Origin of the sequence: Salmonella sp. NW722, from assembly GCF_051702785.1 — a bacterium.
Lineage (GTDB): Bacteria > Pseudomonadota > Gammaproteobacteria > Enterobacterales > Enterobacteriaceae > Salmonella > Salmonella enterica.
This window is the reverse complement of sequence record NZ_JAMMIN010000001.1, coordinates 156897-173887: the sequence shown is the minus strand read 5'-3', so window position 1 is coordinate 173887 and position 16991 is coordinate 156897. Positions and strand designations below refer to the sequence as shown.

19 protein-coding genes are annotated in these 16991 nt (G+C 52.5%); 12 read left to right on the top strand and 7 right to left on the bottom strand.

Annotated elements, in window-relative coordinates; translation table 11 throughout:
* Positions 1 to 87 precede the first annotated feature (87 nt).
* Positions 88 to 318, top strand: coding sequence for a YncJ family protein (locus NA330_RS00850; protein ID WP_001537894.1), 231 nt, complete (start codon positions 88 to 90; stop codon positions 316 to 318).
* Here NA330_RS00850 and NA330_RS00845 read toward each other — a convergent pair whose 3' ends face one another.
* Together NA330_RS00845 and NA330_RS00840 are read right to left on the bottom strand one after the other, a co-directional pair.
* Positions 319 to 2283 (bottom strand): peptidase U32 family protein, encoded by a 1965-nt coding sequence (locus tag NA330_RS00845; RefSeq protein WP_023242326.1) that lies wholly within the window; start codon positions 2281 to 2283, stop codon positions 319 to 321.
* Positions 2284 to 2361: 78 nt separating this feature from the next.
* Positions 2362 to 2898, bottom strand: a complete 537-nt coding sequence (locus NA330_RS00840) for a helix-turn-helix domain-containing protein (RefSeq protein ID WP_000369552.1) — start codon at positions 2896 to 2898, stop codon at positions 2362 to 2364.
* A 91-nt stretch (positions 2899 to 2989) separates the two neighbouring features.
* Here NA330_RS00840 and NA330_RS00835 point away from each other — a divergent pair, with 91 nt between their 5' ends.
* A complete protein-coding gene (locus NA330_RS00835) occupies positions 2990 to 4168 on the top strand; it encodes a benzoate/H(+) symporter BenE family transporter (protein ID WP_001238501.1) in 1179 nt (392 codons plus the stop codon).
* A 53-nt stretch (positions 4169 to 4221) separates the two neighbouring features.
* Here NA330_RS00835 and NA330_RS00830 read toward each other — a convergent pair whose 3' ends face one another.
* From NA330_RS00830 to tehA, 3 genes are all read right to left on the bottom strand, one after another.
* On the bottom strand, positions 4222 to 4890 hold the full coding sequence (locus NA330_RS00830; RefSeq protein WP_001259025.1) for a DUF3313 domain-containing protein: 669 nt from the start codon (positions 4888 to 4890) through the stop codon (positions 4222 to 4224).
* A 155-nt stretch (positions 4891 to 5045) separates the two neighbouring features.
* Complete coding sequence (gene tehB, locus NA330_RS00825; RefSeq protein WP_000218276.1) at positions 5046 to 5642, bottom strand: tellurite resistance methyltransferase TehB; 597 nt, start codon at positions 5640 to 5642, stop codon at positions 5046 to 5048.
* Entirely contained in the window at positions 5629 to 6642 is a 1014-nt protein-coding gene (tehA, locus tag NA330_RS00820; protein WP_001244002.1) for a dicarboxylate transporter/tellurite-resistance protein TehA, read from the bottom strand. Before tehA ends, tehB begins: the two co-directional genes overlap by 14 nt.
* Positions 6643 to 6748: 106 nt before the next feature.
* Between tehA and ydcK the strand changes: the two genes are divergently transcribed.
* Entirely contained in the window at positions 6749 to 7729 is a 981-nt protein-coding gene (gene ydcK / locus NA330_RS00815) for a YdcK family protein (RefSeq protein ID WP_017441323.1), read from the top strand.
* Here the strand turns inward: ydcK and rimL are convergent.
* A complete protein-coding gene (rimL, locus tag NA330_RS00810) occupies positions 7726 to 8265 on the bottom strand; it encodes a 50S ribosomal protein L7/L12-serine acetyltransferase (protein WP_023206029.1) in 540 nt (179 codons plus the stop codon). The genes ydcK and rimL overlap by 4 nt on opposite strands.
* A 216-nt stretch (positions 8266 to 8481) precedes the next feature.
* On the opposite strand from rimL, the gene NA330_RS00805 reads away from it, so the two are divergent.
* From NA330_RS00805 to aac(6'), 8 genes are all read left to right on the top strand, one after another.
* A complete protein-coding gene (locus NA330_RS00805) occupies positions 8482 to 9600 on the top strand; it encodes a M42 family metallopeptidase (protein ID WP_000144619.1) in 1119 nt (372 codons plus the stop codon).
* Positions 9597 to 9878, top strand: a complete 282-nt coding sequence (gene sgcB, locus NA330_RS00800; RefSeq protein WP_000976132.1) for a PTS sugar transporter subunit IIB SgcB — start codon at positions 9597 to 9599, stop codon at positions 9876 to 9878. The genes NA330_RS00805 and sgcB overlap by 4 nt, the downstream gene beginning before the upstream one ends.
* A 10-nt stretch (positions 9879 to 9888) precedes the next feature.
* Positions 9889 to 11202 (top strand): PTS sugar transporter subunit IIC SgcC, encoded by a 1314-nt coding sequence (gene sgcC / locus NA330_RS00795; RefSeq protein WP_000460835.1) that lies wholly within the window; start codon positions 9889 to 9891, stop codon positions 11200 to 11202.
* Between the two features lie 13 nt (positions 11203 to 11215).
* The gene (sgcQ, locus tag NA330_RS00790) at positions 11216 to 12022 is read left to right on the top strand and encodes a BtpA family protein SgcQ (RefSeq protein ID WP_000118620.1); all 807 of its coding nucleotides are present in this window, start codon (positions 11216 to 11218) and stop codon (positions 12020 to 12022) included.
* A 131-nt stretch (positions 12023 to 12153) separates the two neighbouring features.
* Positions 12154 to 12591: an SgcA family PTS sugar transporter subunit IIA gene (sgcA, locus tag NA330_RS00785; protein ID WP_000606454.1), complete on the top strand. Its 438-nt coding sequence runs from the start codon at positions 12154 to 12156 to the stop codon at positions 12589 to 12591.
* 11 nt (positions 12592 to 12602) lie between these two features.
* A complete protein-coding gene (locus NA330_RS00780; protein WP_017441321.1) occupies positions 12603 to 13235 on the top strand; it encodes a ribulose-phosphate 3 epimerase family protein in 633 nt (210 codons plus the stop codon).
* A gap of 15 nt (positions 13236 to 13250) precedes the next feature.
* Positions 13251 to 14042, top strand: coding sequence for a DeoR/GlpR family DNA-binding transcription regulator (locus tag NA330_RS00775; RefSeq protein WP_023195771.1), 792 nt, complete (start codon positions 13251 to 13253; stop codon positions 14040 to 14042).
* Positions 14042 to 14479 (top strand): cryptic aminoglycoside N-acetyltransferase AAC(6')-Iy/Iaa, encoded by a 438-nt coding sequence (aac(6'), locus tag NA330_RS00770; RefSeq protein ID WP_001649384.1) that lies wholly within the window; start codon positions 14042 to 14044, stop codon positions 14477 to 14479. Before NA330_RS00775 ends, aac(6') begins: the two co-directional genes overlap by 1 nt.
* A 140-nt stretch (positions 14480 to 14619) precedes the next feature.
* On the opposite strand, the gene NA330_RS00765 is transcribed toward aac(6'), so the two are convergent.
* A complete protein-coding gene (locus NA330_RS00765; RefSeq protein WP_000067285.1) occupies positions 14620 to 15873 on the bottom strand; it encodes a D-galactonate dehydratase in 1254 nt (417 codons plus the stop codon).
* Between the two features lie 336 nt (positions 15874 to 16209).
* Here NA330_RS00765 and NA330_RS00760 point away from each other — a divergent pair, with 336 nt between their 5' ends.
* Positions 16210 to 16977 carry an SDR family oxidoreductase gene (locus tag NA330_RS00760; protein WP_000125687.1) on the top strand — a complete coding sequence of 256 codons (768 nt, stop codon included), beginning with the start codon at positions 16210 to 16212 and terminating at the stop codon, positions 16975 to 16977.
* Positions 16978 to 16991: the final 14 nt, after the last annotated feature.

The following is a 16991-nucleotide window of genomic DNA, read 5'->3' as shown; positions in this document are numbered from 1 at the left end:
ACCGTTTTCGCTAATTTGAAGTGTTGAATAATAACTCAAAGAAATTATTGGCATCATAGCCTCACGACGTAACTGGAAGGTGGCATGATGTTTACAAAAACGTTATCAGTAGTTTTACTGACCTGTGCGCTGTTTTCAGGCCAGTTACTGGCGAAACAGCAAGACCACGCATTCGTATGGTTTGCGACGGGAGGGCACCAGCTTAGACACGAAGCCGACAGTGATGAATTACGGGCGGCAGCGGAAGAATCAGCGGAAGGCTTGCGCGAGCACCACAACTGGCAGAAATCGCGCAAACCAGAGAGCTATTTTCGTTAATTAAACGCCCCTGCGCTTCGGCAGCGTTTTCATCAGCGCTTCAGGGCTCACTGAAGCGACAACGCTGCCGGGCTGGGGCATTTTTAAGATGTGGTTTTTAATTTTGCCAATGACATGCATTTCGCAAGGACGGCAGTCGAATTTTAGCGTCAGTACCTCATCGCCATGCACCAACTGCATCGGCGTGGCTTTCCAGCTCTTAATATTTCCTTTCGCCTGCTTAGGACAAAGGTTGAACGCAAAACGCAGGCAGTGTTTGGTGATCATGACCGGTACCTCGCCCTTCTCCTGATGCGCCTCATAGGCCGCATCAATCAATTGTACGCCGTAACGGTGATAAAATTCCCGCGCTTTGTGGTTGTAGACATTAGCGAGAAAGCTGAGATGCGTTTGCGGATAGACCGGCGCAGGCTGCGCCACGGGTTTCCGACGACCTCGTTGATAATGGGCCAGCCGCGCCGCGTCAAGCATATCAATCGCCTCCCGACGGAACTGATTGAGCAGGCTATTTGGCACGAACAACGCCGCCGGTAATGTCACCTGCATATCACGCGCGTAGTAAGGCGTCTGTCCCAGCTTCGCCAGTCCGGCTTTTAGGTTATTCAACGCTTTTTCAGAGTTATTGGCTTCCTCAAATACCCCGTCAAGCGTATGCGTGATGCAGACACCGTCTTCACTGGTCAGCGTCAGAATAAGCTGTTCCCGCCAGCCGCCCAGCATGATATCAACCGCCACACGGCGCTCACTGGAGGTTTTTGTCAGCGCTTGCTGCCAGTTATGGTCCAGATTACGATTCAACGGATGATGCGGACGGACTTTATGCAGGTCGGCAGGCATATCATTTGGCCAAACGCGGTAGCGGTTATGACCGGTTTTCTCCACCGTATTGGCGCGAAAACCTACCACTTCACGCTTAATCAACACGTTCAGACCATCGCCATTCGCCAACGGCTCCGTAGCTTCTACGTCGAGATAATCCTTCGCCACATTCAGCACCTCGCCTACCGGCAAGCCAATAAATTTTGGTGAATCAAATGCGCCAATATCACCTTTACGCGCGTTAACAAAATAGTCGGTGCTGCCGCGATGGAAGGTTTTCTCCGTGGAGGGAACAAAAAAATGCTCGGTCCGACCAACCGATACACGCGCCAGATCGCCACGTTGCTCGATAATCGCGTCCAGCATCTGACGATAATGCGCGGTGATGTTTTTGACATAGCTCATGTCTTTGTAGCGCCCTTCAATCTTGAAGGAACGTACGCCTGCATCGATCAACGCGCCGAGGTTAGCCGTTTGGTCGTTATCTTTCATCGATAGCAAATGTTTTTCGTAAGAGACCACCCGCCCCTGATCGTCTTTTAACGTATACGGTAAACGACAGGCCTGCGAACAGTCGCCCCGATTGGCGCTGCGCCCGGTTTGCGCATGAGAGATATAACACTGTCCAGAATAAGCGACACACAGCGCGCCATGAATGAAGAACTCAATCGTGGCGTCAGTAGCCTGATGAATAGCCGCTATCTGACTCAAATTAAGCTCGCGCGCCAGTACAATCTGTGAAAAACCGACATCGGCAAGAAACTTCGCTTTTTCCACGCTGCGAATATCACACTGTGTACTGGCGTGAAGCTCAATCGGCGGGATATCCAGTTCCAGAATGCCCATATCCTGCACAATCAGCGCATCCACCCCGGTGTTGTACAAATCGGTGATTAACCGCTGCGCGGGCTCCAGCTCATCATCATGCAGGATAGTATTCAGCGTGACAAAAATCCTGGCGCCGTAACGGTGAGCAAACGGGACCAGATCGGCGATATCGCGCAGACTGTTACTGGCGTTATGACGTGCGCCAAAACCGGGTCCGCCGATGTAGACGGCATCTGCGCCATGCAAAATCGCTTCGCGAGCAATTGCGGCGTCACGGGCCGGACTTAACAATTCGAGATAGTGAGGTTGCTGGCGCATACAGTCTTTCTTATCCAATAGCAGCGAAATGGCGGCTATTGTAGTCAGAAGCGCAAACTAACGAAATAGTTTTCCCGCTTAATCACGCGGGTAATGGATCAGCGAGTGAAAATGAACCGTCTGGTCACTGCTGTTGCGATAGGTATGCGCCGTATCGCCGGCAAAACGCAAACCTTTACCGGCGTCTATGGTTTGCCATACCCCACCAGTACACATGTCCAGCCGACCCTGAATCACCACCACATGTTCGATAACGCCGGCTTTATGCGGCGTTGATTCGCTGACCGTGCCAGGCGCCAGCAATAGAGAAAAATAGTCAAAACAGAGTTCAGGGTCCCACGGAAACAGCGGTGTGATTACCATCGCTTGCTGCTGGGGATCGAAGGTTGGCGGAAATTCGGCCTGGGGCGGCGAAATAAACATTGAGAATGGAACGTTCAGGCCCGTCGCAATTTTCCACAGCGTTGCGACTGTCGGGCTGGATTCATTACGCTCTATCTGCCCCAACATGGCTTTTGAGACGCCGGAGATCTCCGCCAGACGCGATAAACTCCAGCCTCGCTGATGGCGTAACGTTCTTAACGTGGTCGCCAGATAGTGTGTCAGGTTATCCATTTTCCCCCCCTGTAAGGCCATAGCGTATCACTTGTACGCTATAACGCACAATGCTACATTGACTGACCGTTATAACGCACAAGAGGCGATCATGCGTCTGTTATCACTGCCGTTACCTACTGTATTATCTGGTCTGGTCGCCGTTCTGGTCGGCTATGCGAGTTCCGCCGCCATTATCTGGCAGGCGGCGCTTGCCGCTGGCGCAACACCCGCAGAGATCGCCGGCTGGATGACCGCCCTCGGTATAGCCATGGGCATAAGCACACTAACGTTAACCTTGTGGTATCGTGCGCCGGTTTTAACCGCCTGGTCAACGCCTGGCGCCGCCCTGTTGGTGACAGGGCTTCAGGGATTATCGTTGCCAGATGCCGTGGGCATATTCATTGTCGCCAATGCCCTGATTGTGCTGTGCGGCGTCACGGGATTGTTTGCGCGTTTGATGCGGATAATCCCCCATTCTCTTGCCGCCGCAATGCTGGCGGGAATACTGCTACGCTTCGGCCTGCAGGCGTTCGGGACGCTCAACGGAGAGTTTGTCATGTGCGGCGGTATGCTATTGGCGTGGCTACTCTTTAAAGTATTCGCGCCCCGCTATGCCGTTATTGCTGCCATGGTGATGGGAATAACGGTGGCGCTCATCCAGGGTAAGGTGGCGATGAGCGGTATTCATTTCGCGCCGGTGTGGCCCACCTTCGTTCCCCCCCACTTTTCATTCGCTCAAAGCCTGAGCGTCGCGGTACCGCTCTTCCTGGTGACGATGGCATCGCAAAACGCCCCCGGCGTCGCCACAATGAAGGCGTCTGGCTATCAGCTTCCTGTCTCTCCGTTAATGATTTTTACCGGGTTGCTGGCGCTGCTGCTTTCGCCATTTGGCGTTTATTCTATCTGCATTGCCGCCATTACAGCCGCCATTTGTCAAAGCCCGGACGCACACCCCGATCCAACGCGTCGCTGGTTAGCGGCCGCCGCCGCAGGCGTTTTTTATTTACTTGCCGGGTGGTTTGGCGGTTCGATAACCGCGCTGATGGTCGCCCTGCCGGTTAGCTGGGTGCAAATGCTGGCTGGTCTGGCATTGTTAAGTACGATTAGCGGTAGCCTGTATCAGGCGCTTACTCACGAAAGTGAGCGTGACGCGGCAGTTATCGCATTTCTCGTCACCGCCAGCGGGCTAACGCTGATGGGCATCGGATCGGCATTCTGGGGGTTGATCGCTGGCGGAATAGGCTACGCAGTATTAACGAGAACGCGCCGCCCATCGTTGTCTGGCTGATGGTGGCCGCTAATCTGCCGGGGTTTGCGCCATCTTGCGATGGCGCCGCAGAATTATTTTTTATTAACGTCAAACATAGAGGTATCCGTCGCCATATCATCCACGACCTGTTTCAACGTCTCAAACGCCATTGGCGTACTGGAATTGCTCAGGTCTTTACCTTCACCCTGGCGTACTACCTTGACGACCGGCTTGTTGGTCGCGGCATCTATCAGCTCACCTTCAAAATAGAGGTGGGTATCCATGGTCCGGTGGCCCGTCGCCATTTGCGTGCCCGCCACAATCAGCGCTACAGGGATCACCTCATAGAATTGCAGCCCTTCTTTGCTGGTATCCACGCCCGTAATCGCCCCGCGGAAAATCAAACTGCGCGGCCCTGGCGTCGTGACCAGCGGTTTGCGCTGTTCAATTGCTGATTTTACTTTAGTGTTCGTATAAGCCAGCAGTTTATCAAGAACTTGCTGCCCGACCTGGGTCGTTGGTTTGGGGACGGGATAGTATGTTATCGGATTGTAAACAATACTGTCATAGTTAGAGTCATTGAAATGTGGATCTACCCAGCGCAACACCGGTTTCCCCGTGGCGGAGGTAGTTTCCTGCAGGTCCGAATAATTTTTTAAGAATCCAGAATACTTATCCGGCTGTGTGACTTTAGACGCACAGCCGGATAACGCCAGCAAGCCAGTAAGCACTGCAACTTTAAATAAAGTATGAGTACGCATGAAACGATCCCTTTAGTCTTCGCAATGATGCAAAGGAAATAATAGCAAAACGAAATCATTCTGGATGCACTAAAAATGGTAACGACAGCACAATTTGAGCGCAGCGCCCGACAAAAAAATGCCGAACGCAGCGAGACTTACAGAACTTGCATCGCTCAGGCCGTTTTTCTCGCCAGCATCGTAGCAAAGCGCAGTTTGATACGGTTGCCGTTTTCGTCCGTGCGGTGAAGCTCGCCGACATCTTCGTTGTATTTCAGCATGTCCCATCCTTCGTAATAGCGGCGTAATTCGCCTTCTTTAAAAGCAAACGGGAATCCCACCGTACAGGGAAAGTCCGGCGTATCCATTGCCGCAACAATCAAATTATACCCGCCGGGTTTTGTGCAGCGTTGCATATTGGCAATTAAACCGGGAATGGTTTGCGCCTCAAGAAACATCATAACCACCGTCGAGAGAATAAAATCGTACTCGCCGTCAAAGGTCAATGTATTCAGATCGACAATGTCGGTTTGCAGATTATCCAGCCCTTCTGCCGCTTTAATACGCTCAAGGTTAGCCATACTGGCCGGATTTTTATCCCACGCGGTAACGTCATAACCGTTCGCGGCCAGATACAGACTATTACGGCCATTGCCACATCCCAAATCCAGCGTTCGGCCCGGCGCGACAACCTTTGCCGCCGCCAGCACATCCGAATGCGTGCGGGTTAAACCGTATTTCTCAGTAAAGTAATTTTCGTCACGAACGGTCATTTTTTTCCTCCGTTTTCAACAGTGCAGCGCGTTCAGTGCGAATAAGCAACGTTCCCTGCACCAGCAATAGAAATGTACGAACCAGCAATAAGGCGATAATAGCGTTAGTGAAAATAAACAGCGGGACGGCCAGAATATGGAAAAGCCCTGATTCACTACCGTGCCCAAGATGTAACCCCGTGGTCGCCAGCGCGGAAACGCCGAACGAAAAACTCCAGAAGGAAGCATTAAACGGTTGTGATAAATACCAGGGCATTAATCGCAGCATAAATAAAAGCTGTAACAGACCGTAGCCGAATAACATTTTCGCCAGCGTGTCGCCCTCCCCGCCATTGACGCTCAGCCAGGCGCTACAGGCGACCAGCGCGGGCGCCAGTTGGATACCCAGCGACGTACGCAGCACCGCCGGTAATTCGCCGCAGCTACGCAGTCGCTGCAAAATAACCGGCTCCAGACTTAACCACGAAAAGACGCCTGCGCCTAAAAACACCAGTCCGGCATCATTGTAACCGAGCGCTCCACAGGCCATAGCGCTGATAAAATTATTCGCTACCGTGGGCAGATAAAGTCCTGGGGTTGTCGCTTCTTCCGGATGCGCTCCGCGCCAAAGTCCCGCCGTCTGCCAGGCGGCATACGCCAGTTGTATGACGACCCCCACGCTGAATAGCGCAACGGCCAACGGGCGATACCAGGGAACGAAACCGATCGCGACCAGCATCGTGGTGGCGGGAAACAGGCTGACAAAACTGCTCATTACCGGATGTCGCACTTCAGCCATCACGCTATGGGGAAAGCGCACCAGACGGCTAAGGAACGCCAGGGTCAAGAGTGCCCAAATAATCATCGCCAGGATCACCATGATGTCGCCGGGCCAGTGGCTTATTCCCCATATCTGGCTGGCATAACGCCAGGCGAATCCCATACCGATAGTGCCAAGGACGATGCCAAAATAGCCCGCAGGCAGATTGAGCACGCGATCGCTCTGCTTGTGATTACGCATTTTGTTTAATTTATAAAGTATATTTGAAATGCATTTTATGGAATTTCTGGTTGTTTCGCCAGTACCTTTGCTACGGTTATCTTAATCGTTCACACGGAATTTCCCTATGATCAAATATCGACTGAGTGAGGAACCTCGTGCTTTTACTTATCAGGTAGACGGTGAGAAGAAAAGCGTCTTATTACGACAAGTTATTGCCGTAACGGATTTTAACGATGTTAAAGCCGGAACCTCCGGCGGCTGGGTTGATGCCGATAATGTGCTGTCACAACAGGGGGATTGCTGGATTTATGATGAAAACGCGATGGCCTTTGCGGGCACGGAAATTACGGGTAACGCGCGTATCACGCAGCCGTGCACGCTCTACAATAACGTGCGAATAGGCGATAACGTCTGGATTGATCGCGCTGATATCAGCGATGGCGCACGGATAAGTGACAACGTCACCATTCAGTCCTCTTCCGTGCGCGGAGAGTGTGCGATTTATGGCGATGCCCGCGTGTTAAACCAGTCAGAAATTCTCGCCGTTCAGGGACTAACGCATGAACATGCGCAGATTTTACAAATTTACGATCGCGCCACCGTGAACCATTCGCGGATTGTCCATCAGGTACAGCTTTATGGCGACGCCACTATCACACTCGCTTTTATTGAGCACCGGGCGGAGGTCTTTGATTTCGCGCTCATCGAAGGCAACAAAGACAATAATGTCTGGATCTGTGACTGCGCCAAAGTCTATGGCCATGCGCGGGTTATCGCCGGCACAGAGGAAGATGCTATCCCTACCCTTCGCTACAGCTCACAGGTAGCGGAACATGCGTTAATCGAAGGCAACTGTGTGTTAAAACATCATGTGCTGGTAGGCGGACATGCTGAGGTACGCGGAGGCCCGATTTTACTGGACGACCGCGTGCTGATTGAAGGCCATGCCTGTATACAGGGCGAAATTCTGATTGAGCACCAGGTCGAGATTAGCGGACGGGCGGCGGTGATAGCCTTTGACGGCAATACTATTCACCTGCGCGGCCCAAAAGTGATCAATGGCGAGGATCGTATTACGCGTACCCCCTTAGTCGGTTCCCTTTAATCCGCATCAATAATGCGGGCATACATATTAACGTCGTGATAGTCGCCGTTAAGATACTCCGCCTGCTTCATACAGCCTTCCAGCGTAAAATGGTTGCGCCGTGCGACTGCGTTACTGGCCTGATTATCAACGCGGCATTTAATGACGAAGCGCCGAATATCGCCGCGCCGGGCATAATGTGTCATCAGCGCCTGTAATGATTGCGACATTATCCCTTGTCCCTGGAGGGACTCATCCAGCCAGTAACCGATATAGGCGGCTTTGTTTATCGGTTCGATGGCATTAAATGAGAGTACGCCCGCCATCTCATTCTGGCAGAAAATCAGGTACATTTTGGCGTAACCACGCTGGTGCAACAGCATATTACCCTGCACATGCTTACGCGTTTCCTCCTGCGACGTGACATATTGCGGCCAGTCGAGCGACTGTTGTAGCCACGCTTTGTTTTTGAGTACCAGTTGGTGCAGCGCCGGAACATGACTTTCATCTGCCGCTTGTAGTTCCAGCGTCGTGCTAACAGGAATAATTTCCACCATCGCGTTGCCCTTCTTCGTTGTTGGTCGTAATCACATAAATAGCCTGGTTTACCGATAACCCGCAGGTGATATGAGCGTTTTTATTGTATCGCCATCACATTATTTTTTATTGGCCATATTTAGCGTATTTCCGCGTGACACATTTCACACTTATCCAACCATTCTCCGCCTATAAAACGCTCAACGACTGATTGTTTTATCACCACGGAGACGCCAATGACCTTTTCTGTGCAGGAAACGCTTTTTTCTTTACTGCGGCTAAACGGGATTTCAGGACATGAAAGCAGTATTGCAAACGTTATGCAGCACGCGTTTGAACAGCAGGCCAAAGACGTCTGGCGGGATCGCTTAGGCAATGTCGTCGCCCGTTATGGCAGCGATAAACCCGACGCGCTTCGCCTGATGATTTTTGCGCATATGGATGAAGTGGGTTTTATGGTACGCAAGATCGAACCCTCCGGTTTTTTACGTTTTGAACGCGTGGGCGGCCCGGCGCAAATTACTATGCCCGGTTCGATTGTGACGCTTGCCGGACGTTCAGGCGATATCATGGGCTGTATCGGTATTAAAGCATATCACTTCGCGAAGGGTGACGAGCGCACCCAGCCACCCGCTCTCGATAAACTCTGGATTGATATCGGCGCAAAAGATAAAGCGGATGCCGAACGAATGGGTATTCAGGTGGGGACGCCAGTAACCCTTTACAACCCGCCGCACTGTCTGGGCAACGACCTGGTGTGCAGTAAGGCGCTGGATGACAGGCTGGGGTGTACGGCGCTACTGGGCGTCGCCGAGGCTATCGCCTCCACACCGCTTGATATCGCGGTATTCCTGGTCGCGTCGGTACAGGAAGAGTTCAATATTCGCGGTATTATTCCCGTTTTACGACGCGTGCGCCCCGACCTGGCGATTGGTATTGATATCACCCCCTCCTGCGACACGCCTGACCTGCAGGATTACTCGGATGTGCGGGTCAACCACGGCGTCGGCATCACCTGTCTGAACTATCACGGACGCGGTACGTTGGCGGGACTGATTACGCCGCCGCGTTTGCTGCGGATGCTGGAGACCACCGCGCACGAAAATAATATTCCCGTACAGCGAGAAGTCGCGCCAGGCGTCATCACCGAAACCGGCTACATTCAGGTTGAACTGGACGGTATTCCCTGCGCCAGTCTTTCTATTCCCTGCCGCTATACCCACTCGCCAGCCGAAGTCGCCAGCCTGCGCGACCTGGCTGATTGTATCCGTTTACTGACTGCGCTGGCCAATATGTCGCCAGAGCAGTTTCCCATTGAGCCTGAAACAGGCGCTACACAAGAGGCACGACCATGATGAAGAAGATCCTTGTGGCATGTGGTACCGGCATGTCGACATCAACCATGATTGCACAAAAACTGCAGGACTTTCTTGCGGAGCAAGGCATTGCGGCAACCACGGCGCAATGTTGTCTGAATGAGATCCCGTTGAACTGTAACGGTATGGATCTCATCGTAACGTCCATGCGTACGCACAGTGACTATGGCATCCCGACGCTCAACGGCGCCGCCCTGCTGACAGGCATCAACGACGACGCATTAAAACAAGAAATCAAGGCGCTGTTAACACAATAAAGGGGGCATTATGTTTGATTACATCCTGTCTCTCGGCGGCACCGTTTTTGTGCCCATCATTATGATTATCATCGGCTTAATCTTTCGTATTCCCTGGCTGCAGGCAGTGAAAGCCGGGGTGACGGTCGGCATCGGTTTTGTCGGCATGGGGTTGGTGATCGTCATGGCGATCGACAGTCTCAGTCCGCCGATTAAAGTGATGATTGAGCGTTTTGGCCTGACGCTGCATGTGTTTGACGTCGGCGCCGGGCCCGCATCCGGCGTCGGCTATGCGACGGCCATCGGCGCGATGATCATTCCCGTTATCTTTCTGCTCAACGTCGGTATGCTGGTGACTCGTCTGACCAAAACCATGAACGTTGATATTTATAACTACTGGCACTACGCCATTACCGGAACGGTCGTCCAGTTGATGACCGGCAGTCTGATTTATGGCGTACTGGGCGCGATTTGCCACGCCGCCTTGTCGTTGAAAATGGCCGACTGGACGGCGAAACGGGTACAGAACATTGTGGGTCTGGAAGGGATTTCTATTCCGCAAGGGTATGGCTCCAGTTCCGTGCCGTTGTTCGTATTGCTGGATGCGATATACGAAAAAATACCGTTTATGAAAGGACGCAATATAGACGCTCAGGAGATCCAAAAACGGTATGGGATGGTCGGCGACCCGGTGATCATTGGCGTTGTTCTCGGGCTGATCTTCGGACTTGCCGCAGGCGAAGGCTTTAAAGGGTGCGCAACCTTAATGATTACCGTGGCGGCGATTATGGTGCTGTTTCCGCGCATGATTCGCCTTATCGTTGAGGGATTAATGCCCATTTCCGACGGCGCGCGTAAGTTCTTCCAGAAACACTTTAAAGGGCGCGAAGTCTTTATCGGTCTGGATACCGCAGTGACGTTAGGCCACCCGACCACCATCGCGGTTGGACTGCTGTTAATTCCCATCATGTTAATTCTGGCGAGCATACTGCCGGGCAATAAAGTCCTGCCGCTGGCTGATTTACCGGTCGCGCCATTTTTTATCTGCATGGCCACAGTTATTCATCGCGGCGATCTGATTCGTACTCTGCTCAGCGGCATCATTGTCATGATTACCGTTTTGCTGATCGCCACCCAGTTCGCGCCGTACTTTACCGATATGGCGCTCAAAGGCGGCTTTAGCTTCGCCGCTGAAAACGCGCAAATTACCGCGCTGTCGGTGGGAAATATGTTTGGCTGGTCAATATCTGAATTGATGTCGCTGGGCATGATTGGCGTGGTTATTGTGGTCGGCATTGTCGCCAGCATCATACTTGTCTTACGTAAACGTGAACTACCGGAATAAGGAGCAACCCAGAATGAGTTGGCTAAAAGAGGTAATAGGAACAGAAAAAGCCGTTATCGCCATGTGCCATTTACGGGCGTTGCCGGGCGATCCCGGGTTCGATACCAGGAAAGGCATGAACTGGGTAATTGACCGCGCCCATGACGATTTAATGGCGCTACAAAATGGCGGCGTGGATGCGGTGATGTTCTCCAACGAATTTAGTCTGCCTTATTTAACGAAAGTCAGACCGGAAACGACCACCGCGATGGCAAGAATCATCGGTCAGTTAATGAGTGAAATTCGCGTACCGTTTGGGGTAAACGTGTTGTGGGACCCTGTGGCCTCGTTTGATTTGGCAATGGCGACCGACGCAAAATTTATTCGCGAAATTTTCACCGGCGCTTACGCCAGCGATTTTGGCGTCTGGGATACGAATGTCGGCGAAACCATTCGCCATCAGCATCGCATCGGCGCAAGTCACGTGAAAACGCTGTTTAACATCGTGCCGGAAGCGGCGGTGTATCTGGGAAACCGGGATGTCTGTTCAATTGCGAAATCGACCGTATTTAACAATAACCCCGATGCCCTGTGCGTCTCGGGGCTGACGGCGGGCGCCCGCACGGATAGCGCCATACTGAAGCGGGTAAAAGAGACCGTTCCCGACACGGTCGTGCTGGCGAATACCGGGGTGTGTCTGGAAAACGTCGAGGAGCAGCTCTGCATTGCCGACGGATGCGTAACGGCAACCACGTTTAAAAAAGACGGCGTCTTCGCCAACTTTGTCGACCAGGCGCGCGTGGCGAAGTTTATGGAGAAAGTACGCCATATCCGACAATAAAATGGGGATAAGCAAAACGCTTATCCCCTGCAGAGAGCGATAACTCTTCTGCCGATCTCCGTCGCCTTCGCCAAAAGACACGCCGGGGATCGGTTTCAGAGTAACCCGAACCGGCAAGGAGTCAACGATCGATGATTAATGATGTTAAGTGGGTTCAGGCGCAACGCCATGCCAGCGACTGGCGACACGCGCTGGATATCGCCGTTCGTCCGCTGATTACCTTCGGCGCGGCGGCCCCCTGCTACCTGGACGGTATTATTGAGAACACCCTTAAATGGGGGCCATATTATCTTATCGCGCCGGGGATTGCGCTGCCCCATGCCAGACCGGAGCAAGGCGCTAACCATAATCAAATCAGCGTCACTACGTTAGCAACGCCGGTCGCTTTCGGCAATGCGGATTGCGATCCCATCTGGCTGTTGCTTTGCGCCAGCGCCACGGATGCCGAAGCACATATTCGCACCATTCAACGCATCAGCCAGTGGCTCGACTCGCCGGAAAGCGTCGCGATGCTGCAAGATGCGCCAAATGACGCCGCGCTTTTCGCGCAATTAACCGCATTGCGCTGATGGAGGTTTCGATGATCCTGCACCCTTCACTGGCCTCCGCCGATCCGCTGCGCTATGCCGAGGCGTTGACCGCTTTACACGATGCGCCTATCGGCTCGCTGCATCTGGATATCGAAGATACCAGTTTCATCAACAATATTACCTTCGGTATGAAAACCATTCAGGCAGTCGCACAATACACTCGCCATCCGCTCTCATTGCACCTGATGGTCTCATCACCGCAACGCTGGCTACCCTGGCTTGCAGCTATCCGCCCCGGCTGGATTTTCATTCATGCCGAAAGCGTGCAAAACCCCTCAGAGATTCTGGCGGATATTCGCGCTATCGGGGCGAAAGCAGGACTGGCGCTTAACCCGGCAACGCCGCTATTGCCTTATCGTTATCTGGCATTGCAACTGGATGCGCTGATGATCATGACCAGCGAACCCGACGGGCGCGGGCAGCAATTTATCGCCGCGATGTGTGAAAAAGTGAGCCAAAGCAGAGAGCATTTCCCTGCTGCGGAATGCTGGGCGGACGGCGGTATTACACTTCGCGCCGCACGGCTGCTTGCCGCCGCAGGCGCACAGCATCTGGTGATTGGCCGGGCGTTATTCACGACGGCGAACTATGATGTGACGTTGTCACAATTCACCGCGCTATAAAGGAGTCATATGCTGATGAGCCAACAGCGCCCTGACCGTATCAAACAGATGTTGCATTACCTTTGGCAACACAGGCACCTCTCAACACAGCAAGCTATTGAGCTTTTTGGCTATGCAGAGGCAACCGTGCGCCGGGATTTTCACTATATTGCCAGCCGTTATCCCGGTATGGTTCGCGGCCATGGTTGTATTGACTTCGACGACAGTACGGAAGATAAAGAATATGTTTTCGACGTTAAGCGAACGTTACAAAGCGAGGCGAAACGCGAAATCGCCGCCCTCGCCCGCACGTTCATCAAGGATGGAGACTGCTTTTTTCTCGACTCCGGCTCCACCTGTCTGGAACTGGCAAAATGTCTGGTCGACGCCAAAGTAAAAGTCATTTGCAATGACATCAAAATCGCTAATGAACTGGGGGGCTTCCCACACGTAGAGAGTTACATTATCGGCGGACTGATTCGCCCCGGTTACTTTTCGGTGGGCGAGAGTCTGGCGCTGGAGATGATTAACGCCTTTGCCGTTGAACGCGCCTTTATCTCCTGCGATGCGCTGTCGATTGAAACGGGCATCACCAACGCTACCATGTTTGAAGTGGGCGTTAAAACGCGCATTATTCAGCGCTCACGCGAGGTCATATTGATGGCCGATCACTCAAAGTTTGATACTGTAGAACCCCATGCGGTGGCGACGCTGTCCTGTATTACTACCATTCTTAGCGACAGTGCGCTCCCGTCTGCTATCGCCCGACGTTATCAGCAAGCGGGATGCCGTCTCATCATGTCAGACCCCTCATCAGGAGTGCGTTAATGGACATCAGGCAAATGAACAGAACCCATCTGGATCACTGGCGCGGATTGCGAAAACAGCTCTGGCCTGGTCACCCGGATGACGCCCATCTGGCGGACGGCGAAGAAATTCTGCAAGCCGATCATCTGGCATCATTTATTGCGATGGCAGACGGGGTGGCGATTGGCTTTGCGGATGCCTCAATCCGCCACGATTATGTCAATGGCTGTGACAGTTCGCCCGTGGCTTTTCTTGAAGGTATTTTTGTTCTCCCCTCGTTCCGTCAACGCGGCGTAGCGAAACAATTGATTGCAGCGGTGCAACGATGGGGAACGAATAAAGGGTGTCGGGAAATGGCCTCTGATACCACGCCGGAAAATACAATTTCCCAGAAAGTTCACCAGGCGTTAGGATTTGAGGAAACAGAGCGCGTCATTTTCTACCGAAAGCGTTGTTGAGGGAAATATTCAGGCTCCTTATAGAGAAGTGGTCACTGATTAAAAAGCAGCCTCAATATACAATAATTCCTGTTTCTAAAACGGAGTCCATCAGGACGTCGGGAATAAGACCCGGCAGATGCAAGCCGGGCCTTCATTGCTTACGGTCTTGAGGCCGTACCGTCTGGTGTGCGCGCCATTGTCCAGGATGGGATTCCCCCCTCGCACGGATATTTCGCCGCTTTGGCTTCATCAATGTCAATACCCAGACCCGGCTTATCGTTCAGATAGGCATAACCGTGGTCAATCTCAGGGCAGCCCGGGAAGACATCACGCAGCGCGTCGTTCATTGGCGTGTATTCCTGAATGCCAAAGTTCGGTGAACTCAAATCCAAATGCATATTGGCGCAAACCCCGACTGGAGAAATGTCGCCCGGCCCGTGCCATGCGGTGCGCACACCGTTCAGTTCGCTGTAGACAGCAAGTTTCTTTGCCGGCGTAATGCCGCCGATGGTACTCACGTGGCAGCGAATGTAGTCGATGAGCCTGTTGTCGATTAGCGGCTTCCACTCATTCACATTCACAAACAGCTCACCCATGGATATCGGAGTGGAAGACTGCTGGCGCAACATTTTCAGCCAGTCGATGTTTTCCGGTGCCACCGGATCCTCAAGATAAAATAGTTGATACTGTTCAAGCGTTTTGGCCAGATTAATGGCAGTCACCGGGGTCACGCGCTCATGTACATCATGAATAAATTCGATGCCAAAACCGAGCTTGTTACGCAGGTGGTCGAACAGACGCGGAACGCTTTTGGCGTAGGCATCCGGGTCAAAGTAGATGCCGGGCGTTTTGCTGCGCGGTGAACGTTTCGGCTGAATGTTCTTCGCACGAGCTAGCTGCGTGGCGATCAGTTTAAGGTCATCGGTCCCCGCACCGCCATACATTCCCATCTGGCAGCGAACGTACTGGTAACCCTCTTCCATTCTGGCTCGGATGTTATCTTCCACTTCAACTTCATCACCACCATCGGTGTGGCAGTACAGTGGGATCCCATCACGACATTTGCCGCCCAGCAGATCATAAACCGGCATCCCCGCTAGCTTACCTTTGATATCCCACAGTGCCATGTCCACGCCGGACAATGCATTGTTCATGATCGGGCCATTGCGCCAGTAGCCGCTCACCACGCCTGACTGCCAGATGTCCTCAATACGGGTCGGATCTTTGCCAACCAGAAAAGGCGCCATGTACTCATCGATCGCGCTTTTTACCGCGAAGATACGCTGGGTAAATGTCGCGCATCCTAGCCCATACAGCCCTGGCTCGTTGGTTTCTATCTTAACGACTGCCAAATCAATGCCGCCCGGCGCCGTCAGAATCGTTTTCACGTTGGTAATTTTCAGGTTACTCACTTTCACTCCTTAACTCAGCGAATTTACCGCATGTCATACCGTTGTGGATGATACAACAGATATACGTAAGTTGTCCTACAACTTTACGCTGTTATATCACGCTTCTTTTACAGCGGATCGCTGCGAGTGCCATTCTGTGACAGCGATCAAACTGCGTTAAATTCAAATCAAATATATACATATAATTCAATTAATTAATATTAATTACGCGATCGCCATGTGGAGCTGTTTGTGATCCTTGTTGCAAATTCATGGGTGAACTGTTGATTTTATCAGGGCGAAAATTCAACCTAAAAAGGATAGTCGTCATACAAATTAAACAAGTGAGGAAACAACATGACCGCTTTATTTGATTTAACTGGGAAAACGGCGCTGGTAACGGGTTCTGCACGAGGACTGGGCTTTGCCTACGCAGAGGGTCTTGCCGCTGCGGGTGCACGGGTTATCCTGAATGATATTCGCGCCACGCTGTTGGCCGAATCAGTGGATACGCTGACCAGAAAAGGCTACGACGCGCATGGCGTGGCTTTTGACGTCACCGATGAACTGGCGATTGAGGCAGCTTTTAGCAAACTTGATGCAGAAGGGATCCATGTTGATATCCTGATCAATAACGCCGGTATTCAGTACCGCAAACCAATGGTCGAGTTGGAGCTGGAAAACTGGCAGAAGGTGATCGACACTAACCTGACCAGCGCATTTTTAGTCTCCCGCTCGGCAGCAAAACGGATGATCGCCCGCAACAGCGGCGGCAAAATTATTAATATCGGCTCGCTCACCAGCCAGGCGGCCCGCCCGACTGTTGCCCCGTACACGGCAGCAAAAGGCGGCATCAAAATGCTCACCTGCTCGATGGCTGCTGAATGGGCGCAGTTTAATATCCAGACCAACGCCATTGGACCTGGCTACATTCTGACCGACATGAACACCGCGCTTATTGAAGACAAGCAGTTCGATAGCTGGGTGAAAAGCAGCACCCCTTCTCAACGTTGGGGTCGTCCGGAAGAGCTCATCGGCACCGCCATCTTCTTATCATCCAGAGCATCAGATTATATCAACGGGCAGATTATTTACGTCGATGGTGGCTGGCTCGCAGTTTTATAAGTCGCCCGCACTCT